Source organism: Phytopseudomonas argentinensis (assembly GCF_900113905.1).
Taxonomy (GTDB): domain Bacteria; phylum Pseudomonadota; class Gammaproteobacteria; order Pseudomonadales; family Pseudomonadaceae; genus Aquipseudomonas; species Aquipseudomonas argentinensis.
On the sequence record NZ_FORC01000001.1, the window covers coordinates 1,048,927 to 1,073,454 of the forward strand.

General features: G+C 65.8%; 23 protein-coding genes. 9 read left to right on the top strand and 14 right to left on the bottom strand.

The genetic code is table 11. The features are described from left to right. The first annotated feature begins 7 nt into the window (after positions 1–7). Together BM154_RS24270 and BM154_RS04790 are read left to right on the top strand one after the other, a co-directional pair. Positions 8–2,098: a TolC family protein gene (locus BM154_RS24270; RefSeq protein WP_074881222.1), complete on the top strand. Its 2,091-nt coding sequence runs from the start codon at positions 8–10 to the stop codon at positions 2,096–2,098. Beyond that, positions 2,095–3,132, top strand: a complete 1,038-nt coding sequence (locus BM154_RS04790; RefSeq protein ID WP_074881223.1) for an HlyD family secretion protein — start codon at positions 2,095–2,097, stop codon at positions 3,130–3,132. The genes BM154_RS24270 and BM154_RS04790 overlap by 4 nt, the downstream gene beginning before the upstream one ends. A gap of 54 nt (positions 3,133–3,186) precedes the next feature. Here the strand turns inward: BM154_RS04790 and BM154_RS04795 are convergent, their stop codons facing one another. Next, the gene (locus tag BM154_RS04795; protein ID WP_074881224.1) at positions 3,187–4,548 is read right to left on the bottom strand and encodes an ATP-binding protein; all 1,362 of its coding nucleotides are present in this window, start codon (positions 4,546–4,548) and stop codon (positions 3,187–3,189) included. Continuing rightward, positions 4,545–5,210 carry a response regulator gene (locus BM154_RS04800; RefSeq protein WP_074882378.1) on the bottom strand — a complete coding sequence of 222 codons (666 nt, stop codon included), beginning with the start codon at positions 5,208–5,210 and terminating at the stop codon, positions 4,545–4,547. The genes BM154_RS04795 and BM154_RS04800 overlap by 4 nt, the downstream gene beginning before the upstream one ends. A gap of 151 nt (positions 5,211–5,361) precedes the next feature. Between BM154_RS04800 and BM154_RS04805 the strand changes: the two genes are divergently transcribed. The 3 genes from BM154_RS04805 to BM154_RS04815 are packed head-to-tail and all read left to right on the top strand — an operon-like array spanning position 5,362 to position 7,848. Next, positions 5,362–5,628: a PepSY domain-containing protein gene (locus BM154_RS04805; RefSeq protein ID WP_074881225.1), complete on the top strand. Its 267-nt coding sequence runs from the start codon at positions 5,362–5,364 to the stop codon at positions 5,626–5,628. Next, entirely contained in the window at positions 5,628–6,167 is a 540-nt protein-coding gene (locus BM154_RS04810; protein ID WP_074881226.1) for a cytochrome b/b6 domain-containing protein, read from the top strand. The genes BM154_RS04805 and BM154_RS04810 overlap by 1 nt, the downstream gene beginning before the upstream one ends. Before the next feature lie 10 nt (positions 6,168–6,177). After that, positions 6,178–7,848 carry a phosphoethanolamine transferase gene (locus tag BM154_RS04815; RefSeq protein WP_074881227.1) on the top strand — a complete coding sequence of 557 codons (1,671 nt, stop codon included), beginning with the start codon at positions 6,178–6,180 and terminating at the stop codon, positions 7,846–7,848. A 25-nt stretch (positions 7,849–7,873) separates the two neighbouring features. On the opposite strand, the gene BM154_RS04820 is transcribed toward BM154_RS04815, so the two are convergent. From BM154_RS04820 to BM154_RS04830, 3 genes are read right to left on the bottom strand one after another with little or no spacing between them, the layout of a single operon-like run. Then, positions 7,874–9,109, bottom strand: a complete 1,236-nt coding sequence (locus BM154_RS04820) for a nucleoside permease (RefSeq protein WP_074881228.1) — start codon at positions 9,107–9,109, stop codon at positions 7,874–7,876. A gap of 39 nt (positions 9,110–9,148) precedes the next feature. Beyond that, a complete protein-coding gene (locus tag BM154_RS04825) occupies positions 9,149–10,216 on the bottom strand; it encodes a sugar phosphate isomerase/epimerase family protein (RefSeq protein WP_425272806.1) in 1,068 nt (355 codons plus the stop codon). Next, entirely contained in the window at positions 10,213–11,367 is a 1,155-nt protein-coding gene (locus BM154_RS04830) for a Gfo/Idh/MocA family protein (protein WP_074881230.1), read from the bottom strand. The genes BM154_RS04825 and BM154_RS04830 overlap by 4 nt, the downstream gene beginning before the upstream one ends. A 158-nt stretch (positions 11,368–11,525) precedes the next feature. On the opposite strand from BM154_RS04830, the gene BM154_RS04835 reads away from it, so the two are divergent. Next, the gene (locus BM154_RS04835) at positions 11,526–12,512 is read left to right on the top strand and encodes a LacI family DNA-binding transcriptional regulator (protein ID WP_074881231.1); all 987 of its coding nucleotides are present in this window, start codon (positions 11,526–11,528) and stop codon (positions 12,510–12,512) included. Positions 12,513–12,514: 2 nt separating this feature from the next. On the opposite strand, the gene BM154_RS04840 is transcribed toward BM154_RS04835, so the two are convergent. The 7 genes from BM154_RS04840 to BM154_RS04870 form a co-directional block, all read right to left on the bottom strand. Further along, positions 12,515–13,627 (bottom strand): metallophosphoesterase, encoded by a 1,113-nt coding sequence (locus tag BM154_RS04840; RefSeq protein WP_074881232.1) that lies wholly within the window; start codon positions 13,625–13,627, stop codon positions 12,515–12,517. Positions 13,628–13,915: 288 nt separating this feature from the next. Then, positions 13,916–14,470, bottom strand: coding sequence for a nucleotidyltransferase family protein (locus tag BM154_RS04845; protein WP_074881233.1), 555 nt, complete (start codon positions 14,468–14,470; stop codon positions 13,916–13,918). Between the two features lie 3 nt (positions 14,471–14,473). After that, positions 14,474–15,442: an XdhC family protein gene (locus tag BM154_RS04850; RefSeq protein ID WP_074882380.1), complete on the bottom strand. Its 969-nt coding sequence runs from the start codon at positions 15,440–15,442 to the stop codon at positions 14,474–14,476. 110 nt (positions 15,443–15,552) lie between these two features. Continuing rightward, positions 15,553–15,873, bottom strand: a complete 321-nt coding sequence (locus BM154_RS04855; protein ID WP_074881234.1) for a hypothetical protein — start codon at positions 15,871–15,873, stop codon at positions 15,553–15,555. A gap of 90 nt (positions 15,874–15,963) precedes the next feature. Beyond that, positions 15,964–16,353 (bottom strand): response regulator, encoded by a 390-nt coding sequence (locus BM154_RS04860; RefSeq protein ID WP_074881235.1) that lies wholly within the window; start codon positions 16,351–16,353, stop codon positions 15,964–15,966. 144 nt (positions 16,354–16,497) lie between these two features. Beyond that, the gene (locus BM154_RS04865; protein WP_074881236.1) at positions 16,498–18,459 is read right to left on the bottom strand and encodes a methyl-accepting chemotaxis protein; all 1,962 of its coding nucleotides are present in this window, start codon (positions 18,457–18,459) and stop codon (positions 16,498–16,500) included. Positions 18,460–18,687: 228 nt separating this feature from the next. Beyond that, entirely contained in the window at positions 18,688–19,092 is a 405-nt protein-coding gene (locus BM154_RS04870) for a GFA family protein (protein ID WP_074881237.1), read from the bottom strand. A 44-nt stretch (positions 19,093–19,136) separates the two neighbouring features. Here BM154_RS04870 and BM154_RS04875 point away from each other — a divergent pair, with 44 nt between their 5' ends. The 3 genes from BM154_RS04875 to BM154_RS04885 all read left to right on the top strand — a co-directional run bounded on the left by BM154_RS04875 (position 19,137) and on the right by BM154_RS04885 (position 22,574). Continuing rightward, on the top strand, positions 19,137–20,096 hold the full coding sequence (locus BM154_RS04875) for an AEC family transporter (RefSeq protein WP_208609421.1): 960 nt from the start codon (positions 19,137–19,139) through the stop codon (positions 20,094–20,096). A 297-nt stretch (positions 20,097–20,393) separates the two neighbouring features. Further along, positions 20,394–21,698: a CitMHS family transporter gene (locus BM154_RS04880; RefSeq protein WP_074881239.1), complete on the top strand. Its 1,305-nt coding sequence runs from the start codon at positions 20,394–20,396 to the stop codon at positions 21,696–21,698. Positions 21,699–21,800: 102 nt separating this feature from the next. Continuing rightward, positions 21,801–22,574: a TerC family protein gene (locus BM154_RS04885; protein ID WP_074881240.1), complete on the top strand. Its 774-nt coding sequence runs from the start codon at positions 21,801–21,803 to the stop codon at positions 22,572–22,574. Between the two features lie 63 nt (positions 22,575–22,637). Here the strand turns inward: BM154_RS04885 and prfH are convergent, their stop codons facing one another. Together prfH and BM154_RS04895 are read right to left on the bottom strand one after the other, a co-directional pair. Continuing rightward, positions 22,638–23,258 carry a peptide chain release factor H gene (gene prfH / locus BM154_RS04890; RefSeq protein WP_074881241.1) on the bottom strand — a complete coding sequence of 207 codons (621 nt, stop codon included), beginning with the start codon at positions 23,256–23,258 and terminating at the stop codon, positions 22,638–22,640. Further along, positions 23,258–24,394, bottom strand: coding sequence for an RNA ligase RtcB family protein (locus tag BM154_RS04895; RefSeq protein WP_074881242.1), 1,137 nt, complete (start codon positions 24,392–24,394; stop codon positions 23,258–23,260). Before BM154_RS04895 ends, prfH begins: the two co-directional genes overlap by 1 nt. Between the last annotated feature and the right edge of the window lie 134 nt (positions 24,395–24,528).

Consider the following 24,528-nt stretch of genomic DNA (forward strand, 5'->3'; position numbering starts at 1 on the left):
CTACTCAATGACTGCACCACGACCTTCACGTCTGCTGCTGGCGCTGCTGTGCTGCGCGCCGCTGCTGGCAAACGCCGCCCCCCTGACGCTCGAGCAGGCCCTGCAACAGGCCGGTGACGGCAGCCCCGCAGCCAACGCCGAACTGGAGGCGCGCTATGCCGCCCGCGACCAGCGCGAGAGCGAATCGGGCTGGGAAATGTTCGGCAATGCCAACGTCGGCCGCTACCGCGAGCTGGTGACCGACGATATACGCAACGATTACTACGGTCGCAGCTTCGCGGTCGGCGTGCGCTATCCGCTGCTCGGCAGCCTGCGCCGGCGCATGGACGCTGTGCGCGACAGCGAGCGCGACATTCGCCTCGCCGAAATCGAGCAAGGCTATCGCCGTGCCCAGCAGCGCCTGGCCATCCGCAGTACCTATGCGGACTGGTGGCGCGCCCATGAAGAACAACGCCTCTGTGAAGGCGTCGAGCAGGCCGCCCGCAACGCCGACGAGCAGGTGCGGGCGCGCCTGCAAGGCAACTGGATTCTGCCCTCCGATGCACAGCTGATGCGTAGCGAATGGACGGCAGTCACCCAGCGTTGCGCCATGCAGAACGGGCTTCTGGAAGACATCCGCGCCAGCCTGCAAAGCCTTGGCGTGCAGGTAAGCGCCAATGACACGCCGGTTACCTCTGCCCTGGCCAGCGAACCGCAACCCTTGCAAGCCTGGCAGGAGCAGCTCGAAAGCAGCCCACGGGTGGCCGGGCGCAACGCCGAGCTGGCCAACGCCGAACTGGGCCGCAAGCAGCCCTGGTACAGCGCCATCGAGTCATACGTCAACGTCGCCCAGACCCTGGAGCAACGCAGCGGCGCCAGCGATGATGGCAGCGGCCTGAGCGCCGGTGTCACCTTCTCGGCGCCCTTCGACCTGCTCGACTACGGCTCGGCCCGCGGCCGTGAAGGCGAGGCGCGCTACCAGGCTGCCGTGCAGGCATTGGAGCGTGAACGTGGCAGCGTGCTGCGCGAGCTCGGCAAGGTGCTGGAACAGCAACGCCGCGAACTCAACGAATACCAGTGGCGCAGCGAGCGCCGCGCGGCGCTGGACAGCATCATCGCCGAGCGCCGCCAACGCGGCAGCCTGGATTCGGGTGAGGCCAGCCTGCGGCTGCTGCAGGCCGAGGTCGATCACTACAACGCCGGTTTCGCACAGATTTCCGCCTGGCACGGGGCCTGGCTGCAGGACTCCGCGTTGCGCCTGTTCGGCGATGACAGCCAGGGCTTCGAGCGCCTGCTCGGCAGCCGCGTGCTGCACTGGCAGGGCGACAACGGCGTCATGCCGGTCCAGGTGGCCGCCCAGACCCAATGGAATCAGGGCGTGTACATCTGGGACAGCGCCGCCCTGCTCGACCCACGCCAGCGCCCTGGCCAGCTGAGCGCCTTGCAGCAGGCCGGCATCAGCCAACTGCATGTCGGCCTGACCAGCCTGCAGGTCGCCGACATCAGGCGCACCCATCAGGCACTGCGCGAGCTGATCCAGGCCGCCCACGCCAGGGGCATGCAGGTCACCCTGCTGCTCGGCGATCCGGACTGGATGAAACCGCGCAAGCGCCAGGGGCTGATCGAGCTGATCGGCCAGCTGCGCGACCTGCCCTTCGCTGCCCTGCACCTGGATCTGGAAGTCGAGCAGCTCGGCTGGCCGGTGCCCGACCAACGCCTGCACGACTGGCTCGACACGGTTCGCGAGGCCAAAGCGGCAGCGCCCTGGCCGATCAACCTGTCCAGCCACCCGCGCTGGTTCGACGAGCAGGCCAACCGCCAACCCTGCGTGCCCTGCGAGCTGCAGCGCATCGGGGTCGGCGAGGTCAGCCTGATGATCTACACCCGCAACCCGCAAAGCAGCGCCAATCGGGCCCTGGCCATCGCCAGACAATGGCCGGCCCTGAAGCTGCGCCTGGCGCAGAGCGTGGAGGCGGATCAACCCGCCGACCTGAGCTGGGCCGACGCTTCCCCTACACAATTGCAGCAACAGGTAGTGAACTGGCAGAACGCTCTGCGCCCGGCTGGAGTGGGCGGTATCGACTGGCAATCCTGGACCGATTACCCGAGAAGCCAATGAAGATACGTTTCAATAGCCCCAAAGAACGACACCCAACCCAGGACCACGGCATGCAGGTGCTCTATGCCCCCGGCAAGCGCCTGGCCTTCCGCCTGCGCTGGTACCTGATCCTGTTTCTGATCCTGCTGCCCGCCCTGTGGCTGGCCGGGCGCTACGGGCTGGAGCTGATACGCGTCGAAGCGCCGGCACTGGTGCGCCTGCCCAGCATGGAGGTGCGCGCCATGCAGCCCGGCCAGGTGAAGAGCATCCCGGTGCAGGCCGGCGATCACGTGGATGTCGGCACGCCGCTGGTGGAGCTCGACAACCCCGAATGGCGCCTGCGCCTGAACCTCTTGCAAGGCAGCGCAGCCCCCCAGGCCGCGCCGGTTGGCGACCTTGGCACGCGCAACCGTGCGGTGCTGCAGAGCCTGGTCAACCGCGCCTCACAACGGGTCAACGACACCCGACGCCTGGTACAGCAAGGCGCGGCGACCCGCGGCGAGCTGGTCGAGGCACAGAACGCCCTGGACAGCCGCCAGGCCGAATTGCTGGCCTTCGAGCGCAGCCTGAGTGGCGCTGGCAGCAGTGAGACCGAGCGCTACGAGCGCCAGCAGGGGCTGGAACGCCAGTGGCTGACCGGGCAGCTGGAGCAGATGAAGGTCAGCGCCAGCGAACCTGGCCGGGTCGCCGAAGTGGTTACCGCGCCCGGCGAGAACGTCGGCCCGGGCACCCTGTTGATGCGCCTGGAGCGCAGCGGCCCGGCGCAGTTGTGGGTGTACCTGGACCCCAAGGATGTCGAGCACGCGACCCCGGGCTCACCGCTCGACGTACGCCTGCCCGACGGTAACTGGATCAGGGCCGAAGTGATCAACCCGGCGGAAAGCGCCAACCCGCTGCCCAGCGACCTGCGCCAACCATTCCGTAGCCCAACGCGCGGGCTGATGGTGCCGGCACGCTTTACCGAGCCGCTGGCCAACGAATGGCGCGTCGACTCGCTGCCGGTGCGGGTACGCTTCCCGAACGAGCACTTCACCCTGTTCGGCATGCGCTTCTAGGCACCGTGCATCCGCCTGTGCAAGGCAGGCGGGTGCGTCTTTCAGGTTGGCGAATCAGGCTACCGCGTCAGGAAAGCGCACCACCGCACTGAAGCCCCGCGGGCTGGCATTGCTGAAGCCGATGGAGCCGCCCAGGTGGCGGGTGATCATGCCGACGATGGCCAGGCCCAGCCCCGCGCCCTGGGGGTTGCCGGCACTGTGGAAGCGCTCGCCAAGGCGCGGCAGGCGCGCTTCTTCCACGCCCGGCCCCTGGTCGACCACCTGCAGGCGCACACCCTGGCCTTCCCGGCACACACGCACGCTCACCTCGCTGCCCGGCGAAGAGAAGGTCAGCGCGTTGCTGACCAGGTTCTGCAGCAGAATGACGATCAGGCCGCGGTCGCCCTGAATCAGCGCTGTCTCTTCAGCCTCCAGGGCCAGGTCGATATGGCGGTTGATCGCCAACGGCGCCAGGTCGGCCAGCTCCTCGCGCACCACGGCGGTCAGGTCCAGCGGCTGCAGGTTCTGCGACGGAGCCTCAAGGCGCGCCATGGTCAGCAACTGGCTGGCGATGCGGGTGGCGCGGTGCACGCCATGCTTGAGGAACGCCAGGGCTTCCTCACGCTCCTGCTCGCTTTCGGCCTGCGCCGCGTTACGCACGTGAATCTCGAGAATCGCCAAGGGAGTGCGCAGCTCATGGGCGGCATCGGCGATAAAGCGCCGCTCGCGTTCGAGCAGGGCGCGCAGCTGGCTCAATACGTCGTCCAAGGCCAGGCGCATCGGCTCCAGCTCCGGCGGCAGTGGCCCGGCCGGCAATGGTTCCAGGCTGTGCTCCGGGCGCTCGCGCAGCTGCTGGGCCAGGCGCTGCAATGGGCGCAGGCCCCAGCCGAGCAACAGCCAGATGAATGCGGCCAGCAGCGGCAGGCAGACCAGTGTCGGCATCAGGGTGTGCTGGAGAATCTGGTGGATCAGATCCTGGCGCAGATCCTCGCGCTCGCCGACCCAGATGCGCAGACCACCAGCGCTATCATCGAGCAGCACGCCGCACCACTCCTGGTCGTTGAAGAAGAATTCGTGAATGCCCGGCGACGGCAGTTTCTCCAGGTGCGGCGCCTGCTCGGAACGCACCAGCAGGTTGCCGTCACGATCCCACACCTGGAAGGCCAGGTTGATCTCATAGGGATGGGAAAACACGCCGTCGGCAGAGCGATCCAGGGCGTTGTCCAGCGCATGCCTGACGAACTGCCAGTCGACCGGCCGTCCATCCGGCTGCTGCAGCATGCCCTGCAACACCCGGGCGGCCTGTACCAGCTGGGCATCATAGACCGCTTCGGTCTGCCGGTGGCTGTCGCGCAGGGCGAGCAGCACCAGCGCCAGACTGCCGGCCAGCACCAGGGCGATGGTCGGCGCCAGGATGCGCGTGCGGATGGAAATCATGGCTTTTGCTCCACCAGGTAACCGACTCCGCGTACTGTGCGAATCAGTTCGCTGCACAGCTTGCGCCGCAGGTTGTGAATCAGCACTTCCAGAGTGTTGCCGGGGCCGCTTTCCTGCCAGCCATACAGCGCGCTGGCAAGGCGCTCGCGGGTCACCACCACGCCGGGGCGAATCAGCAACTGGTGCAGCAACTGATACTCCATGGGCGTCATCGCCACACTGCGACCCTGGTAGCGCACCTCCTGGGTAGACGGATCCAGCGTCACGCCAGCGAATTCCAGTAGCGGTTGCACCCGGCCCTGGCTACGGCGCAGCAGGGCGCGGATGCGCGCCTTGAGCTCTTCAGGGTCGAAGGGTTTGACCAGGTAATCGTCGGCGCCGGCATCCAACCCCCCGATGCGATCGTCCATGGCGTCGCGGGCGGTCAGCACCAGCACCGGCACGGCGTTCTCGCTGCGCGCACGCAGCTGACGCAGCAAGGTCATGCCATCCAGGCGTGGCAGGCCGAGATCGAGCAGCACCAGGTCGAACTGTTCACTGCGTAGGGCGTGGGCGGCTTCGAGGCCGTCTTCCAGCCAGTCCAGCGTATAGCCCTCGCCACGCAAGGCCACGCGAATGCCCCGCGCCAGGGCACGATCATCTTCAACCAGCAGGACACGCAAGGCACGCACCTCGTCATCGATAAAACGGCGCCATCATGCGCCGCTGCCAGCGCGATTGGCAGTGTCAGATGTTACCGGCCTTTGCCCATTAAGACTTTCCTAAGCTTCGCGTCGCAAGGTGCTCCTGACCACCATCATGAGGAGTCTCACCATGCGTTACATCGCGCTTTTCGCCCTGCTGCTGGGCAGCCCGCTGGCCATGGCCAGCACCGAATGCACCACTGCCGATCGTTCCACCTGGCAGGACCCGGAGCAGTTCCAGGCCAAGCTCAAGGAACAGGGTTACGAGATCAGCAAGTTCAAGGTCACGGAGGGCAACTGCTACGAGATATACGGGTTCGACAAGGACAAGCGCAAGGTCGAGATCTACCACGATCCGGTTAGCGGCAAGGCCATCAAGACCGAGATCGAAGACTGATGCACGCGGCGACGATACGACTCTGGGATCCCCTGATCCGGCTGTTCCATGTGTCGGTGGCCGGGGTCTTCGTCGCCAACTATTTCTTTACCGAGGAAGGTGACGACTGGCACACCTGGCTCGGCTACTACGCCTGCGCCTGGCTGGCGGTGCGCCTGGTGTGGGGCTTCGTCGGTCCACGCAGTGCGCGCTGGACGGACTTCTGGCCGACCCGCGCGCGCTTGCGCGAACACCTGGCTCTGGTCTTCAAGAGGGAGCCGCACCGTCGCCTCGGTCACTCACCGATTGGCGCCCTGGTGATGCTGCTGATGATGAGCGCCATCGCCACCCTCGGCATCAGCGGCTTTCTGATGCAGGAGGTCGATGCCCTGTGGGGCGCCGACTGGCCGCTCACCCTGCATGCCTGGGCTGCCAACAGCCTGGCGACGCTGGTCGTCATCCACCTGGCCGCGGCCGTGATCGAAAGCCTGCACCTGCGTGAGAACCTGCCGTTGTCGATGATCACCGGTAAACGCCGTGCCCCTTCCGAACATCGCTGAGACTCGACCCATGCTGACCCTGCTTGCGCCTCGCCGTGCCAGCGCCCCGCGCGCCTGGCTGTCGCTGCTTGCCCTGGCCACCCTGAGCTGCGCCCTGCTGCTCGCCGATGATTTCCTGCAGCAGCTGTTCACCACCAACAACCACGCCGAGCTGGAAGCGGGCTACGTGGCCGTGCTCTGGCTGTTCAGCCTGGGGCTGTGGCTGTGCAACCTGCGCCCGCTGAGCATGGGCATCCTGACACTGTTCGCGGTGATGCAACTGATGCAGCTGGCCAACATCAGCTTCTTTGGCGAACCGCTGACCGCCATCGACATCCAGTCGCTGCTCAACGACCCTGGCGAAGTGCGCGAGACCGCCGCCCACAGCCTGGCCCAACATTGGCCGGTGCTGCTCTGCGTGGGCATTCCCTACGGCCTGCTGCTGGCCCTGCACTGGCGCCTGCCTGGCCGGGTCAGCCTGCCGCAGAGCCGCTGGGCGCTGCTGCTGATCGCCGTGGTGCTACTCTCCAAACCCTATCGCGCCACCTACCGCAACCTCGACTCCTTCGCCGCCAGCCCGAGCCGCAGCGCCCTGCACAACAACCTCAACGTGTTCTCCGCCTGGGCGGTGCACCTGGCATTCAAGCCAGAGGTGCAGTTGCCGCCCACATCCTTCGCGCCCTATGCACTGAGCCCGAGCATGAGCGAGGCGAAACACGTCTGGCTGGTGGTCGCCGATTCGCTGCGCAGCGATCGTCTTGGCGTGTTCGGCTACGACCGGGATACCACGCCGAAACTGGCCACCTACCTGGGCGGGCATCCCAGCGCCTTCGTACGCCCAGGCATCGCCGCCGGGGTGGCCACCGATGTCAGCCTGCCCTATCTGATCAACCCGATTCGCGAGCCAGGCAAGGATGCGCTGCTGCGCACCGGCGACATCAACCTGTTCCGCTTCGCCAAGCAGGCGGGCTTTCGCACCCACTGGATCTCTTCCCAGGAGTCCAAGCTGCTGGCCAACCTGGGCAGCCGTTACCTGGACGTGTCGATCACCCGCGAAGACCACCCGGTGCGTTTCCTCAAACAGCAGGATCGCGCCCTGCTCGACGTACTCGACGCGCAGCGCTGGGCCGAGCGCAACTTCGTGGTGCTCAACCTGCGCACCGCGCACCTGCCCTACGCGCAGAACTACCGCCATGAAAAGACTCCGGCACCCTGGGTTGATGAAGGTCCGAACGGCCAGAGCAATGCCTATGACAACTCGGTGCATTACCTGGACAGCCTGCTGGCCGAAGTGATCGCCGACTTCGACCGTCTGGAGGGCGAGCGTTACCTGATCATCACTGGCGACCATGGCCAACGCCTCGGTGAGGGCGGCCACTGGGGCCATAACGACCTGGTGCCGGAAGTCAGCGACGTGCCGGTGATCGTCATCGGCCGCGAGGCCAAGGCCGAGACCATGGCGGGCTTGTCAGCCGAACGCTGGATCAGCCACTACGAGGCCGGCAAGTGGCTGGCCGCGCGCCTCGGCACGCGCATCCACAATCCCAACCTGCGCCCCAACGAGCACTTCGTGCACGGCAAGCTGCTGTTCACCGACAACTTCATCCAGCGCGTCTGCGAAACGCCCGATGGCCTGGTTCATCAGCCGCCACAGCTGCTGAGCATGCTGCTCAAGCAGCCCGAGGCGCGCTGCGAGGGTTGAACCTGGTCGCGGGAGGCAAGGCGCCTCAGCCCACCCGGTGGGCCACGGCCGCCTTGCCTGCGGCGCGCTCGCGGAAGGTCAGCAGGAAGGCCAGCAACACGCCGGCCGAGAACACCGCAGGGAACAGCCAGATGCTGCGCCAGTCGTGCAGGCCCGCAGTGGCGTAGTGATCGGACACCGCGCCGGCGACCCAGAAGCCGATCAGCATGCCGACGCCATAGGTGGCCAGGGTAATCAGGCCCTGGGCCGAACTCTTGATGCTCTCGCCGGCCTTGCCGTCGGTGTAGATCTGCCCGGAAACGAAGAAGAAGTCGTAGCACACACCGTGCAGCACGATCCCCGCGACCAGAAAGGCCACCAACTCGCCGCTGTTGCCGTAGGCGAACAGCACATAGCGCAGCGCCCATGCCGCCATGCCCACCAGCAGGGTCGCCTTGATCCCGAAGCGCTTGATGAACAGCGGCAACAGCAGCATGAACAGCACTTCGGAAACCTGCCCGAGGGTCATCATGCCGGTGGGGTTGGCGACGCCGATTTCGGTCAGGAACAGGTTGGCGTTCTGGTAGTAGAAGGCCAGCGGAATGCAGATCAGGATCGAGGCCAGAAAGAAGGTCGCGAAGCCGCGGTCCTTGAGCATCTGCAGGGCATCCAGGCCAAGCAGGCGCTTGAGGCCGGTGTGCTGGCCGGGCACCGGCGGGGTGGCCGGCAGGCTGAAGCTGTAAAGGCCGAGAAGCAGCGAAGCCCCGGCGCAGAGCAGGAAGGTGTTGCGCAGCGCCCCATCGGCGATGGCCTGCTGGGCGTCCCAGGCGAACACGAAGCTGATCACCAGGCCGGCGACGATCCAGCCCAGCGTGCCCCACACCCGTACCCGGGAAAACTGCGCCGCCGGGTCGCTCAACTGGCGGAAGGCCACGGCGTTGACCAGCCCGAGGGTCGGCATGTAGACCACCATGTAGCCGAGCACCAGCGGGTAGAAGGTGGCGAAGTCCTCGGCGCGGTAGAGCTGGTAGAGCAGTACCGCGCCGCCCAGGTGCAACACTGCCAACAACCGTTCGGCGTTGACGAAGCGGTCGGCGATCAGCCCGACCACGAAGGGCGCCAGGATCGCCCCCCAGGATTGGGTCGCGTAGGCCATGCCGATCTGCCCGCCGCTGGCCTCCAGGGTACGGCCGAGAAAGGTGCCCAGGGTGACGAACCAGCCGCCCCAGATGAAGAACTGGAGAAACATCATCACGCCCAGCCTGACAGTCAAAGTGCTCATGTTCTTATCCTTGTTGTTCACGAGACAGCGTTAAACGATCTACTTCAAGCCAAGCAGCCCTCGGTTGCGCGAGGTGCTGCTGGCGACCCCGGCGAAATCGTCGAAGGCGCGTTCGGCGCGGGTGATCAGCTGGCGCTCGATGAACGCCGCGCCCTCGGCAGCGCCCTGGGCGGAATCCTTGAGGCAGCACTCCCATTCCAGCACCGCCCAGCCGGCGTAGCCGTACTGGGTGAGCTTGCTGAAGATCGCCTTGAAGTCGATCTGCCCATCGCCCAGGGAACGGAACCGCCCCGGGCGATCGACCCAAGCCTGGTAACCGCCATACACACCGGCGCGGGCATCGGGCCGGAATTCGGCGTCCTTGACGTGGAACATGCGGATGCGCGGGTGGTAACGGTCGATGAAGCCCAGGTAGTCCATCTGCTGCAGCAGCATGTGGCTGGGGTCGTAGAGAATGTTCGCCCGCGGGTGATCGCCAACGGCGGCCAGAAAGCGTTCGAAGGTGACACCGTCGTGCAGGTCCTCGCTGGGGTGCAGCTCGTAGCAGAGATCGACACCCGCTTCGTCGAAGGCTTCGAGGATCGGCAGCCAGCGCCGTGCCAGCTCGGCGAAACCCTCCTCCACCAGGCCCGTCGGGCGCTGCGGCCAGGGGTACAGATAGGGCCACAGCAGCGCACCGGAGAAGGTCGCGTGGGCCGCCAGGCCAAGGCGCCGGCTGGCCCGGGCGGCGAGCTTCAACTGGTCGACGGCCCACGCGGTGCGCGCCTGCGGGCGGCCCCGCAGTGGCGCCGGGGCGAAGTCGTCGAACAGGTTGTCGAACGCCGGGTGCACGGCCACCAGCTGGCCTTGCAGGTGGGTGGACAGTTCGCTGATCTCCACCCCGGCCTCGGCGCAGATGCCTTTGAACTCGTCGCAGTAGGCCTGGCTCTCGGCGGCGCGCTGCAGGTCGATGCACTGCGGCCCCAGGGTCGGCAGCTGGATGCCCTTGTAGCCGAGCGAGGCCGCCCAGCGAGCCTGGTTGGCAAGCGTATCGAACGGCGCTTCGGCCGCCAGGAACTGGGCGAGGAAAATACCGGGGCCGCGGATGCCCCCTGTCTTGGCTGTCATGGGTACGCTCCCAAGGGTGTCCATTTTGCCTCGCTGGTGTGGCTGGCCAGCGCTGCTTCGATAAAGGCCATGCCGCGTACGCCAGTCTCGATGCCGGGCAAGGCGGCAGCGGCGCGGCGCGAACCGCCAATCGCCAGGGCGAAGTCGGCGTACAGATTGGCCATGGCTTCCAGATAACCCTCGGGATGACCGGCAGGCAGGCGAATGCGCCGCAGCGCTTCGTCACACAACCAGCCATGGTTGGCTCCAGCGCGCAGCACGCGCATGGGCTGATCGAGGGCGCGATGAATCAGGCTGTTGGGCTCTTCCTGACGCCACTCCAGGCCGCCCTTGTCGCCGTAGAGGCGGATCTTCAGGGCGTTCTCCTCACCGGCGCACACCTGGCTGGCGAGCAACACGCCGCTGGCACCCTGCTCGGTGGTGAACAGCATGGCGCAATCGTCGTCCAGCGCACGACCCGGCACATGGGTCGCCAGGTGCGCGCAGATACGCTCGATACGCTGACCACTGACGAACTCCGCCAGGCTGAAGGCGTGGGTGCCGATATCGCCAATGCAACCGCCCTGCCCGGCCAACTGCGGGTCGCCGCGCCAGGCGGCCTGCCTGTTGCCCTGGCCGGCGAGATCGTCGCTGAGCCAGCCCTGTGGGTATTCGACGTGCAGCTTGCGCAGTCGGCCAATCGCGCCGGCTTGCACCATGTGCCGCGCCTGCCAGACCATCGGGTAACCCTGGTAGGTGTGGGCCAGGCCATACAGAGCCTTGCCCTGCGCCAGCAGGTGCGCCAGCTCGGTGATCTCGGCGCTGCTCAGCGCCGCCGGCTTTTCGCAGAACACATGGATACCGGCGCGCAGTGCAGCGCCGCTGATGGGCGCGTGCAGGTGATTGGGGGTGACGATGGCCAGCAGGTTGATGCGCTCGGCAGGGTCGAGACGCCCTTCCCCGTCCAGCAACGCCTGCCAGCTGGCATACACACGCTGCGCCGACAGGCCACAGTCACGCCCGGTTTCGGCATTGCTGGCCGGGTCACGGCTGAACGCCCCGGCCACCAGGTCGATGCCGCCAGCCAGTGCCGCAGCCTGGCGGTGCACCTTGCCGATAAAGGCGCCGGCGCCGCCGCCGATCATGCCCAGCCTTACTCGAGACACAGCCATTACAACACTCCGATTGCGCTATTCTTATTGAATGTAACCGGTTACATAAGCTGATATATAGACATCCAAGCGGTTCAGGTCAAGCGCGCCATGACCGTCGGCTTGGGGTAACCTAGCCGCCGCAAAAGGCGCAGAGCCGGCCAGCAGACAGAGGATGCATGACGAATATCCGCAAGGTAGCCGCACTGGCAGGCGTTTCGGTCGCCACGGTTTCGCGCACCCTGAAGAGCCCGCAGCAGGTGTCGCCGGACACCCGCGAAAAGGTGCTGGAAGCCGTTGACCGGGCAGGCTACACGCCCAACCTGATGGCCATCCAGTTCCGTTCCCAGCGCACCCACAACCTGGTGGTGCTGGTGCCCGATATCGCCAATACCTTCTTCGCCCGGGTAATTCGCGGCATCCAGGAAGCGGCCAGCGCGGCCGGCTATCGGGTGTTGCTGTGCAATACCCTGGGCAACCCCGAGACCGAGCGGCAGTTCGCCGCGCTGGTGGATGCCCGCCAGGCCGATGGGGTCATCCAGCTGCGCGCCTTCGACCCGTTCGCACGCCAGGATCACCCGCCGCTGGTGAACATCTGCGAGATCGTCGACGATGCGCCCTGGCCGACCGTGAGCCTCGACAACCGCGGCGCCGCACGGGCCATGACCGAGCACTTGCTGGCCCTCGGGCATCGACGCATCGGGCTGATCAAGGGCCCGGCGGACAGCCCGCTGACCCGCGAGCGCTTCGCCGGCTACCAGCACGCCCTCGAGGCCGCAGGCATCGCAGTCGACCCTGCCCTGCTGCAATACGGCAATTACGACTGCCCGTCAGGCCATGCCGCCGCGGCGCTTCTGCTGCAGACCGAAGGGCGGCCGACGGCAATCTTCTGCGAGAACGACGAGATGGCCATGGGCGCCCTGCAGTGCATTCGCCAGGCCGGCTTGCGAGTTCCCGAGGACATCGCGGTGGCCGGCTTCGACGACATCTCCTTCGCCGCCTTCTGCAGCCCACCGCTGACCACCATTGCCCAGCCAGCCGAAGCCTTCGGCCAGCACGCCGTGGCCATGCTGCTGGCGCAGCTGGACGGCAAGGCCAGCGGCGAGCGGCACCAGGTGCTGCCCTTCCAGCTGGTGGTACGCGCAAGTACCGCCGTCTCGGCCTGACCCTAGCCCTTGGCCGAGCGCAGGGTGATGCGGGTGATCTCCGAAGGCTTGCCCAGGCGTAGCGGAAAGCCGTTCCACAGGCCGGTGCCGTTGCTCACGTACAGGCGCATGTCGCCCACCGCGTATTCGCCCGACACGTAGCCCTCATTGAACGCCTGGGTGACCCAATGCATGCCCAGCACCTGGCCGCCGTGGGTATGCCCGGACAGCTGCAGGTCGACGCCGGCCAGGGCATTGCCCGCGGCAGCCAGGGGCCGGTGGCTGAGCAGGATCACCGCGGCGTCCTCAGGCACACCGGCCAATGCTGCGTCGATATCCGGCAGCGGCTGGCCGAAGCGCGCGGCAGCGGGATCGGTGATACCGGCCAGTACCAGGCTGGCGCCACGGTCTCTGATGGTCACATGCCTGTTGAGCAGCATCGGCAGGCCCAGCTGCGCGAAGTGCTCCAGCCAGTGCTGATACTCGGCGTAGTACTCATGGTTGCCGGCAATCGCGTACACGCCCAGCCGAGCACGCAGATCGCGCAAGGGCTCCACATCGGCAGTTCGCGCAGCCACAGTGCCATCGACCAGATCACCGGTAATCACCAGCAGGTCCGGCTGCAGGGCGTTGGTCCTGGCCACCACCGCCTCCATCCACGGGCGCTGCAGCAGACGGCTGGCGTGCAGGTCGGTGAGCTGCACCAGTTGCAGGCCGTCCAGCTCGGCGGGCAGCTGCGCCAGGGTGATTTCCACCTCGCGCACATCGGGCACCCGCACCGCCTGCCAGACGCCCAGGGCCGACAACAGGATCGCTCCAACACCCACCCCAGCACGCAACCGCGGAGCGCCAAGGGCCGTCCGCAAGCGTGGCAGCAGCGCGGCGATATCCAGCACCGACAGCGCCATGGCGCTGATGATCAACGCGCCGAATGCGCAGCCCAGCGCCATCAGCAGGGTGCCGGGAATTTCCGGCGAGGCCATGCTGCCGAAGAAATAGCGGGTCACCAGATGGTGCTGGGCAACCGCCAGGAGCAACACGCCGAGCAGCGCCTTGGTCGCTCGCGGCCAGGGCTGCAGCCACACCATTCGCCAGAATACATACAGGGCCAGGGCGCCCGTGATCAGATGAAACACCGTTATCTCGCTCTTCAGGATGGATCGGAGGCCGCCCTCTGTGACACCGCGGCCATCCACGGGTGCACTTCACATGCGTGACATTTTCGCCGGGCAAAAAAAACCGCCCCAACTAGAGGCGGTAACCAAAGGATGATGAACCGGAGAGACCACCGGCTTCTTTCGAAAGCCCATGGTGTTGTGTTCATCGAGGTACAGGGTATCGGTAAAGCCCTGAAGCACCCCATCATTTGCGTCGATAGTGATAATCGAGGGGCTGCCGTTTTTCGCCGCGGCCCGCTGATGGCGCTACTTGGCAGCGGCCAGCAGAGCGTGGATTCGCTGCAGATCGGTGAGCGTGTCGACGTCGGTGAGAATGCCCGGATCATCCAGCGGCAACAGCAGGGTTCGGCCTTCACGACGGTAACCCTCAACCACCGCAGCACCGCCGGCTTCACCGCTCAGGGCGGCCAGCGCCGCAAAGCACTCACGGGCGAACCCGACCGGGTGGCCCCTGCTGCCCTCGAAGGTCGGCACGACCACTGGCTGCTGCGCCAATGCCCGAGCCACGCTGTGCAGGCTGGGCGCGCTGATCAGCGGCAGGTCACCGGGTAGGACCAGCCAGCCCGAGGCCGTTGCCGTGGCCCGCACACCGGCGGCGATCGAATCGGCCATGCCGTCGCCGTCAGCGCTGTGAACAACATGATGATCGAGCCCCGAGCGCTCGACCGCCGCCAGCACATGGTCGAGCACCGGTTTGCCGTGCAGGTCGGCCTGCAGCTTGCTGCCGGCACCGCCGGAGGCTTGAAAGCGCGTGCCGCGCCCGGCGGCGAGCACGATGACCACGGGGCTGTTCGTTGCCATGGGTTACAGCGCGCTGCGGTCGATGCCGTTGGCGACCCGTAGCACGTCGGCCAGGGTCGCCAGGGCGATTTCCGCCGGCGACTTGCTGCCCAGTTGCAGGCCGATGGGTGCATGGATACGCGCCATGGCCTCGGGCCTCAAGCCGCCCAGTCGTGCCAGCCGCTCCAGGCGTTTGTCGCTGGTACGCTGGGAGCCCATGGCGCCGATATAGAAGGCCTCGGTACGCACCGCTTCGATCAGGGTCGGGTCGTCCAGGCGCGGGTCATGGGTCAGCGCCAGGATCGCCGTGGCAGCATGGGCGCCCTGCTCGGCGATAAAGCGCGCAGGAAGAATTTCGATGGCCTGCACGCCTGGCACGCTGATGTCGGCGACGACCTCGGCGCGAGGGTCGCAGGCGATCACCTCATAGCCCAGTGCCACGGCAAAGCCGGCACAGAATTCGGCCACCGGCGACCAGCCGGCGAGGATCACACGCAGCACGGCACCGACGCGAATCGACACCTGCTCGGCGCTGCGCTGGATCTTCGCATCCGCCATGCTGCCCGGCCGGCAGCGGCTGGCGCCCTCGCCCAGGGGCACCTCGCGCACCAGCAGCTCACCACCGCCAAGCGCCTGTTCGACCTGGCCGAGCATCCGCTCGGTGGCCTCGCCCGGTTGCAGGTACTCGACCAGCACGTCCAGCACGCCACCGCAGGGCAGCGCACGGGTGGGCGTCAAGCCGCCTTCGCCGTAGCGCACGATCTGGTTGCATGGGGCGAATGCCGAGCTCTGCACCCGCTCGAGAAAATCTTCCTCGACGCAGCCGCCGGACAGCGAACCACAGGACTCGCCGGACGGCAGCGCCACCAGCATCGCCCCTGGCGCCCGTGGCGCCGAGCCGAAGGTGGACAGCACCGTGCACAGCCACACGGCACGGCCCTGCTGTAGCCAGTTGCGAGCCTGCTGAACCACCTGCAGGTCAAGTTGCTTCATCGACTCCACCTCAGCCATCCCCTCGTGCGTCAAATCGGACGATATCGGGCATGCAAGTTGGTAGCCAGGCCATCACTTCGGTTCAGTGTTTTTGCGGCCAGTGAAGGAGCTTAGACAAAGGACTGGCGCGCGACACCACGCGGCAGACGGTTGCGCCCAGGCAGCTGTTCGAGTTTCTGCTGCCAGGCAGCTTTCACGCTGACGGTTGCTGGCAGTGCCGGCTTGGCCGCTGGTGCTTTGGCGGCACGGGCTGCAGCGCGCAGTTCGGCCAGGGTTGGGGTGCGATTGGTCGCCACGGGAGCCGTCGCCTTGTCCAGCGAGCGCAGGCAGAGTTTGCAGGAAACCTGCGCCTGATCCTCGGTGGCGCTGAGGCTCGCGCCGCTGCGCCCGCAGGCGATGGTGTTCGAGGACGGCGAGTAGTGAATGGCCAAGGTGACATCTCCAGCAGTAAAACGGGGCGGCGATTTTACATATCTGCCGCGGTTTCTGCGCAGTCACCTGTCAGGCAGGTACAGGAGGGGTCAGGCGCCAGCGATGCCTGGCGGCAGCGCCTTGGCTGGGGTCATCGAGGCGCACATGGCGAGCAACTGGCTGACGCTCCAGGGCTTGGGAATGACGGCCACGTTGAGGCCGTCGAAATCGGTGGTGCCTTCCAGGAAACCGGAGGAGATGATGATCGGCAGATCCGGGAAACGGTCTCGAATCAGATGGGCGAGAAAGATCCCGTCGATATCGCCCGGCATGCTGAAATCGGTGAGCACCATGTCCACCTGGCCGTCGCTGCTGGAGAGGTAATCCCAGGCGTCGTCAGCGCAGGGGAAGGCTTTGACCTCATGGCCTTCATCTTCGAAGATTTCCACGAGCAGCTCCCTGATGGAGCGTTCGTCTTCGGCTATGACTATCAATGGCATTGCAGGGATCCAGCAGTAAGGGTCAGGCTCTGACCGGCCTGGGCGGCCAAGAATTCATTAATTTTTCGTGGCACCGACTGGCGGTGTACACCGGCTGGATCGCCGCCCGCCAGGATCGGCCGGGCGGCGACTCGCCGCGGTCGGTCAGGCCAGGCGGAAGCGGCTCACCAGTTTCTGCTGGTGATCGGCCAGGCGCGCCAGCTCCTGGCTGGTCACGGCGGTCTGCTCGGCGCCGGAGCTGACCTGGATGGCCACGTCGTTGATCTCCACCACGTTGCGGTTGATGTCCTCGGCCACCGCGCTCTGCTCCTCGGCAGCGGCGGCGATCTGCATGTTGCGGTCGCTGATGCTGGACACGCCCGAGGCGATTTCGGCCAGCAGGTCGCCAGCGCGCTCGATGTTGCTGGCACCGGCCCGGGCCTTGCCGAGGGTTTCCTGCATGGACTGGGTGGCCAGGTCGGAGCCGCGCTGCAGGTTGGCAATCATCTCCTGGATGTTGCCGGTGGACTCCTGGGTCTTCTGCGCCAGGGTGCGCACCTCGGAGGCCACTACCGCGAAGCCGCGACCGTGATCGCCGGCGCGCGCCGCTTCGATGGCCGCGTTGAGGGCCAGCAGGTTGGTCTGGTCCGCAATCCCACGGATGACGTCGAGTACCGAGGAGATCGAATCGCTCTCGTGCTTGAGCTCACCAATGATGCGCGCGGTGTCGTCGGCCTGGGTCGACAGCTCCCGAATCACCTCGACGGTGCGTTCGATTTCCTGACGGCCCTGGGTGGTGTTGACGTTGACCTGGCGCGACATTTCCGCGGCGTCGTTGGTGCTCTGCGCCACTTCGCGAACCGTGGCGCTCATCTCGTTGATGGCAGTGACCACCAGCTCGGTGCCCTGGCGCTGGCGCTCCAGACTGTTGCTGGTCTGCAGGGTGACCGCCGAGCACTCTTCGGCCGCGGTGGCGACCTGGGCGGTGGCCGAACCGATTTCCTGGACGATCTGCGTCAGCTCCTCGGTCATGATGTTGAGGTTACGGGTGATCTCGCCGAACTCGTCCTTGCCGACATAGGCCGAACGGGCCGTCAGGTCGCGCTGCGACAGCGACAACAGGGCCCGATTGGCCTCGCCCACGGCCAGTTTGATGTTGCTGATGATCAGGTAGGACAGCACGGCCACCACGGCCATGGCGACCAGCACGCTGATGGCCGTCATCCACAGCATGGCCGAGGCCTTGGCGCGGGCCTGGGCGGCCAGCTCACCCACGCTCTGGCCCAGCTCGGTTTCCACTTCGCCCATCAGGTCGATGCGCGCGGTGGAGGTCTGGAACCAGTCGGTGGCCTTGATGCCCAGTGGCTGGCCAAGCGGCGTATCAAAGGCCAGTTTCTGCAGGCGCGCCACTTCGAGGGCGCTGGGCTGCTGCATCTTCTCGTCGAGCTTGCGCAGGAATTCAGGCGAAGCGTTGCGGCGAAAGCCTTCCGAGTAGGCGGTGAACTCGCCCAGGTTGCGGCTGAAGGTGGAGAGCAGATCGGCATCGAAACGATCCTGGTTGAACACCACGCCAAGGGTCGCGCGCTCGCGCCCGGCACGTTCCTTCATCTCGATGAACTGGTTGAGCGACGACAGGGCGCGCGACAGTGTCGGGTCGGTGACCGAACGCTCGACGGCATGGGTATAGCCGATCAGCTTGCGAATGATATCGGTGAAGCGCGCACCGGATTCGCGGTTGTTGATTGCCAGCTTGTCGATCTGCCCACGCATGGCATCCAGCCCGCTCAGGTTGGCCAGCGCTTCATCGAGCCCGGCATCGGCGCTACCGGCCAGGGCACGTGCATCGGCCAGGGCAGCATCGGTCTGGCCGCGCATGCGCAGCAGCACGTCCTGCATGTTCTTGCCCTGGCTGCCCAGGAATACGCCACTGGCGCCCCGCTCGCGCTGCAACACGGTAATCAGCTGGCTGACTTTCTGCGCGACGACGCTGGCCTCCTGGGTTTGATCCATTTCCTGCAAGGTCTGGTAGCTATCGCTGACCTCCAGGGCGGCGAGCCAAAGGAAGCCCAGCAGCGGGCAGGCGAGGATCAACAGGAGCTTGAGGCTCAACGGGATGTTTCTGAGCACGGTGGGTCACCTATTCAAAATACTTCGGCAGTTCGATAACGAAGCGAAAGAGTTGCCTGTTGTCACGCCGTCTGCGCGGCACGTTGAACAGGAGGACGCATTTGGCATGCGGCACGAGAGGCAATAGACGAGATACAGAGGGATAATCGGCGCGCGACAGCCATTCTTTAATAAAGTTCGCAACGCCAGGCGACGCGTTAGCTTCGGTGGCTTGGCCGCCCTGCAGTGCTAGTCGATATGTTCCTGCTGCTCGCACGGCAAGCTGGGGTCGACCTCTAGCCAGGGCAGTCGGTCCTGCGTCCAGATGTGCCGATCCGCGGCGGCCCGCTCGGGGTGATCCAGGGTGGCGATGGTCACATCCAGGCTATGGGGGCTCAAGGTGGTGAACAATGCCAGGTGAGCCCCGCAATGCGCACAGAAGTAACGCTCGCAGCTGGGCGAGGAAGCGAAACAGGCCGGCTCACCCTGCAGCCAGGTAAAGGCGTCGCGCGGCACGGTGATCCAGGTCACCAGGATGCCGCCGGTGCTGCGTCGGCAGACAGAACAGTGGCAGTGGGCGATATCCCGCAAGGGGGCGCGAAACTGGTAACGCATTGCGCCGCACTGGCAGCCGCCTTGATGCAGATTACTCATCCTGTCCTCCTGAAGACACTGTGGTATCGCTGCTTGCCTGATCAATCGGCACTGGCGAAGATGCACCCTCACCACCACCGGGGGCTCCCGTGACCGAACTGCTCTTGGCCCTCTGGCCACTCTTTGCATTGATTGTCGGCGGCTACGTGCTCAGCCGTCGTGGCTTTCCCAACGAGGCTTTCTGGCCCGGCGCCGAACGCCTCAACTACTTCATCCTGTTCCCGGCGCTGTTGTTCAACAGCCTGGCCACCGCACCGCTGGATAACCCGCAACTGCCGCGCATGGCACTGGCCGTGCTGCTCGGCCTGGGCATCGCCTGGCTGGCCCTGCTGGTGATGCGCCGCCTGCGCGGTTGGCCGGCGGCACGCTTCGGCGCCTTCAGCCAGGGCATTCTGCGCTTCAATACCTACCTGGGCCTGGCCGCCGTCGGCAGCCTGTTCGGCCAGCCGGGCCTGACCCTGGCAGCCCTGATGCTGGCGCTGATGGTGCCGGCCGTCAACGTGCTGTCGGTCTGGTCACTGACCGCCGAACGTGGGGTCAGCGCCCGCAGCCTGCTGCTGCCGATCATCCGCAACCCGCTGATCCTGGCCTGCCTGGCCGGCGCCCTGGTGAACCTGAGCGGCCTGGGCCTGCCCGGCGGCAGCGGCCGGCTGCTCAGCCTGCTGGCCGCCGCGAGCCTGCCCCTGGGCCTGCTCTGCGTGGGCGCCGCCCTGAAACCCGAACAGCTCGGCGGCGAGATCCCGGCCCTGGCCTGGAACAGCCTGCTGCGCCTGCTGCTGATGCCCCTGCTGGCCCTGGCGGTGGCCTATGGGCTGCAGCTGCCGACCATGGAAAGCACCGTGCTGGTGCTGTTCTTCGCCCTGCCCACCGCGCCGACCGCCTATGTGCTGACCCGCCAGCTTGGCGGCGATGCCAACCTGATGGCCGGCATCATCACTTTGCAGCACTTGTTAGCCGCCGCTTCGCTGGTGGCCATGCTGTTTTTGCTCGAGCATCTGCTCTAGACCAGCAACGGCGCGGGCTGCAGGGCGCGCGCCGATCATCGCGGGTTGCTCGATTTGGCGAGCCTGGCGAAAGCTGGCTGAAAGCTTCGTGTTCTAGCATCCGCCCACTGACCGACAAAGATCGGTCGATGAGCTGCCGCCAGTGAGGCCCGCAGCTGCCGTCAACAAGAACAAAACAGGTGATTAACCATGCTGCGCCCCCGTTCCTCACGCCTGCATCGCCCCCTCCGCTCGCCTCGAAGCTAGCTAGCCACTCGCGTTACCCGCCCCTAGCCGAATCCCGTCCGGAGAACTCCCATGCTCACATTCCTTGGCTTCGCCATGGTCTCGACTTTCATGTACCTGATCATGAGCAAGCGCCTGTCAGCGCTTATCGCCCTGATCATCATCCCGATCATCTTCGCCCTGATCGGCGGCTTCGCGGCGCAGATCGGACCGATGATGCTCGAAGGCATCAGCAAGCTCGCGCCCACCGGCGTGATGCTGATGTTCGCCATCCTCTACTTCGCCATCATGATCGACTCGGGCCTGTTCGATCCGCCCGTGCGCCTGATCCTCAAGATGGTCAAGGGTGACCCGCTCAAGGTTGCCGTCGGCACCGTAGCCCTGGCGCTGATCGTGTCCCTCGATGGCGACGGCTCGACCACCTACATGATCTGCGTCGGCGCCATGTTGCCGCTGTACAGCCGCCTGAAAATGAGCCCGACCATCATGGCCGGCCTGATCATCATGGCTGGCGGCATCATGAACATGACCCCCTGGGGCGGCCCGACCGCTCGCGCCGCCAGCGCCCTGCATGTGGACCCGTCGGACGTCTTCGTGCCGATGATTCCCGGCATGATCGTCGGCGCCATCGTGCTGTTCGGCGTGGCCTACCTCTATGGCCTGCGTGAGCGCAAGCGCCTGGGCGTGCTGCAGCTGCCGGAAGGCAAGATCACCCAGGACGAGATCAGCGTGTCCCAGTATCCCGAGGCCCGCCGCCCGAAACTGATCCTGATCAACGCCCTGCTGACCATCGTGCTGATGACCACCCTGATCGCCGGCCTGCTGCCGATGCCGGTGCTGTTCATGATCGCCTTCAGCATCGCCATGATCATCAACTACCCCTGCCTGCAGCAGCAGAAGGACCGTATCTCTGCCCATGCCGGTAACGTGCTGGCGGTGGTCGGCCTGATCTTCGCGGCCGGTATCTTCACCGGCATCCTGACCGGCACCGGCATGGTCGACGCCATGTCCAAGAGCCTGCTGGCGGTGATCCCGGACGCCCTCGGCCCGCACCTGGCGGTGATCACCGCGCTGGTAAGCATGCCGTTCACCTTCTTCATGTCCAACGATGCCTTCTACTACGGCATCCTGCCGGTGTTGAACCAGGCCGCTTCCGGCTATGGCATCAGCGCCGTGGAAATGGCCCGCGCCTCTATCGTCGGCCAGCCAGTGCACCTGCTCAGCCCGCTGGTGCCGTCCACCTACCTGCTGATCGGCCTGGCGAAGATCGAGTTCGGCGACCTGCAGCGCTTCACCCTCAAGTGGGCGGTGCTGGTGTGCATGGCGATCCTGGCGACGGCCCTGGTACTTGGCGTATTTCCGCTGTTCGGTAGCTGATCCGCAAACATTTTGACGAAATTTTCACATTGCTGGCGCTAGACTTCGGCATCCATGCCGATGGCTCGCGCCAGTTTTTCTATCACCCACAAGGAACCTCTAATGGAATGGCTCACCAACCCGGAAATCTGGGTTGCTTTCTTGACTCTGACCGCCCTGGAAATCGTTCTGGGCATCGACAACATCATCATGATCGCCATTCTGGTGTCGCGCATGCCGCCGCACCTGCAGGCGCGCACCCGCTTTTTCGGCCTGGCCCTGGCCATGGTCACGCGCATCCTGCTGCTGCTTTCCATCACCTGGATCATGCGCCTGACCACTGACCTGTTCCACGTATTCGGCCAGGGCATCTCCGGCCGTGACCTGATCCTGTTCTTCGGTGGCCTGTTCCTGCTGTGGAAGAGCAGCACCGAGATCTACCACGGCATGGAAGGCGAGGAAGAAAGCCCCGAGCAGCCCTCGGGCGCCGGCAAGCAGTTCCTGGGTACCATCATCCAGATCGCCATCATCGACATCGTCTTCTCGCTGGACTCGGTCATCACCGCAGTGGGCATGGTCTCCCACGTGCCGGTCATGGTCGCGGCCATCGTCGTTGCGGTCATCGTCATGATGATCTGCGCCGGCACCATCAGCGACTTCATCGAGAAACACCCGAGCCTGAAGATTCTGGCTCTGTCGTTCCTTATCGTGGTCGGTACCGTACTGATCGCCGAGAGCTTCGAAGTCCACGTGCCGAAAGGCTACGTCTACTTCGCCATGGCCTTCTCCCTGGCCGTGGAAGCGCTGAACATCCGCATGCGCACCGCCCGCCGCCGCGCCGAAGGCAAGGACGACGTAGAGCCGGTGAAGCTGCGCAAGGACGTGCCCGGCCAGTGATTGACTGAGGCTGATGCAATAAAAACGGGGCCTTCGAGGCCCCGTTTTTTTTTAGGCTGTTGCTCAATCCATTGCGGGTTCGAAACGCTCGCCACGAAACACACGATGCGGGTTGCCGCGCTCGACCTGCAAGTGGGCATCACGACGCTGCGCCCGTGCCGCATCGGCTTGCGCCCGGGCATGCAGGGCGAAGCGCTGGGCGATCAGCAGCAATGCCAGACGCTTGTTGGCGTGCTGACTGCGCTCGCTCTGCACCTTGACGCTGATGCCGCTGACCACATGCGTAGCACGCACCGCCGAATCGGTGGTGTTGACGTGCTGGCCACCCGGCCCGGACGAGCGCAGGGTTTCGAAGCGGATTTCGCCCGCCAGTTCCTGGGCAGGCGCGGCGAAACGCGCACCACCGAAGAACCAGTTCTTGCGGGCATGCCCCGGCCGGTACGGGCTGGGGCAGGTCCATTGCAGCGAGCCCGTCCAGTCACCCACCAGCCGCTCGGCCTGCTCACCCTCCAGCGCCAGCAATATCGAACGCAAGGTGCCGCGCCGCGGCCCCTGTTCCTCTTCGAGCACCCGTACCGTCACACCAAGGCCCTCCGCTTCGGCCTGTAGCCTGGGCACTGCCCTGGCCACTGCCAATGCGCACTCATCCGGCCCCTGGGCCGCGGTAAGTTGCAGAAGGATCATTAGCAGCATCCTCCGCGCGTCTTGTAGGTGAGCACCGGTTTAAATCGCGCCAGCACGCGAACCAGTCCCGCCTCACGCAAGGCACCGACCACCGAGTCGATGGCCTTGTAGGCCTCGGGCGCCTCCTCGTAGATCAGCGCACGGTCAGCGCAGATCACCCGGCTGCCGAGCGCGGTGCGGCTCAGCTGCTCGACGCTGTAGCGCGCGGCGAGGCGATCCTTGCACTCGCTGCGCATCCATTTGCGCCCGGCGCCATGGGCCAGGGACAGCAGGCTGCGCTCATCGGCGATCGGCTGCACCAGGTAGCTGTAGTCGCCGCGCGAACCGGGGATCACCACCGCGCCCTGATCCGACGGCGTGGCGCCCTTGCGGTGCAGCCAGCCATCGAGGCCATCGACACGTGCCGGCGAGACCAGGTTGTGGTTGATGTCGAGTAGCCTCTCGCCGTCGGCACGCAAGCGTTCGAGCATGCGCCGGGCGATCAGCTGGCGGTTGGCTTCGGCGAAACGCAGCGCGCCGTCGTGTCGGCTCAGGTAATGGCTGCTGGCATCGCTGCCCGCCTCCAGACCCTGATGACCGAACAGGTCGACCTGCTCACGCAGGATCGCTTCGCCCAGGCCGCGCGAGCCGCTGTGCACCAGCAACAGCAGGTGTTTGTGCTCGATGTTCAAGGCTGCCAGTGCGGCATCGTCGTAGCTTTCATCGAGCTGCTGCAGCTCGGCGAAATGGTTGCCACCGCCGATGGTGCCGAGAGAGCGCTCGTGGCCCGTGGTCGGCAGCTCGAGGCCGGCGACTGCCCCCTGCCAGCTCTCGTCGAGCGGCAGGTCGAGGTTGCCGAGACGCTTCTCCAGCTTGTCCAGATGCAGCTTGGCGGTCGGTATGTCCGTGCGCCACAGCGCCATGCCGCAGCCGATGTCGTTACCGACCAGCGCCGGGTAAAAGCGCCCTACGGAAAAGAATGCCGCGCCGACCGGGTAGCCACGCCCCGGGTGTAGATCCGGCATGCCGGCCACCCGATGCATGCCCGCCAGACGAGCGGTGGTTTCGAGTTGCTGGATCGCTTTTCCTTCGATCCAGGTGTCGTCCGCAGCGACCAATACGGCGCTGTCGGACAAATTGCGAATGCAAGTGCCCATAGTCCAATCCTGATGGGTTGAAACAGAAAGATATTCGGATTGGCAGGCCAGAGGCCGGGCGTTGCGGCACCGCTAACAAGTAGCGGCGAATGCGATCAAGCCAGGCGCGACCTGCAAAGGGTGATCAGCTGCTG

Coding starts and splice junctions, on each gene's coding strand:
- BM154_RS24270 (WP_074881222.1), top strand. CDS start 8: ATGACTGCACCACGACCTTCACGTCTGCTGCTGGCGCTGCTGTGCTGC.
- BM154_RS04790 (WP_074881223.1), top strand. CDS start 2,095: ATGAAGATACGTTTCAATAGCCCCAAAGAACGACACCCAACCCAGGAC.
- BM154_RS04795 (WP_074881224.1), bottom strand. CDS start 4,548: ATGATTTCCATCCGCACGCGCATCCTGGCGCCGACCATCGCCCTGGTG.
- BM154_RS04805 (WP_074881225.1), top strand. CDS start 5,362: ATGCGTTACATCGCGCTTTTCGCCCTGCTGCTGGGCAGCCCGCTGGCC.
- BM154_RS04810 (WP_074881226.1), top strand. CDS start 5,628: ATGCACGCGGCGACGATACGACTCTGGGATCCCCTGATCCGGCTGTTC.
- BM154_RS04815 (WP_074881227.1), top strand. CDS start 6,178: ATGCTGACCCTGCTTGCGCCTCGCCGTGCCAGCGCCCCGCGCGCCTGG.
- BM154_RS04820 (WP_074881228.1), bottom strand. CDS start 9,109: ATGAGCACTTTGACTGTCAGGCTGGGCGTGATGATGTTTCTCCAGTTC.
- BM154_RS04825 (WP_425272806.1), bottom strand. CDS start 10,216: ATGACAGCCAAGACAGGGGGCATCCGCGGCCCCGGTATTTTCCTCGCC.
- BM154_RS04830 (WP_074881230.1), bottom strand. CDS start 11,367: ATGGCTGTGTCTCGAGTAAGGCTGGGCATGATCGGCGGCGGCGCCGGC.
- BM154_RS04835 (WP_074881231.1), top strand. CDS start 11,526: ATGACGAATATCCGCAAGGTAGCCGCACTGGCAGGCGTTTCGGTCGCC.
- BM154_RS04845 (WP_074881233.1), bottom strand. CDS start 14,470: ATGGCAACGAACAGCCCCGTGGTCATCGTGCTCGCCGCCGGGCGCGGC.
- BM154_RS04850 (WP_074882380.1), bottom strand. CDS start 15,442: ATGAAGCAACTTGACCTGCAGGTGGTTCAGCAGGCTCGCAACTGGCTA.
- BM154_RS04860 (WP_074881235.1), bottom strand. CDS start 16,353: ATGCCATTGATAGTCATAGCCGAAGACGAACGCTCCATCAGGGAGCTG.
- BM154_RS04870 (WP_074881237.1), bottom strand. CDS start 19,092: ATGAGTAATCTGCATCAAGGCGGCTGCCAGTGCGGCGCAATGCGTTAC.
- BM154_RS04880 (WP_074881239.1), top strand. CDS start 20,394: ATGCTCACATTCCTTGGCTTCGCCATGGTCTCGACTTTCATGTACCTG.
- BM154_RS04885 (WP_074881240.1), top strand. CDS start 21,801: ATGGAATGGCTCACCAACCCGGAAATCTGGGTTGCTTTCTTGACTCTG.
- prfH (WP_074881241.1), bottom strand. CDS start 23,258: ATGATCCTTCTGCAACTTACCGCGGCCCAGGGGCCGGATGAGTGCGCA.
- BM154_RS04895 (WP_074881242.1), bottom strand. CDS start 24,394: ATGGGCACTTGCATTCGCAATTTGTCCGACAGCGCCGTATTGGTCGCT.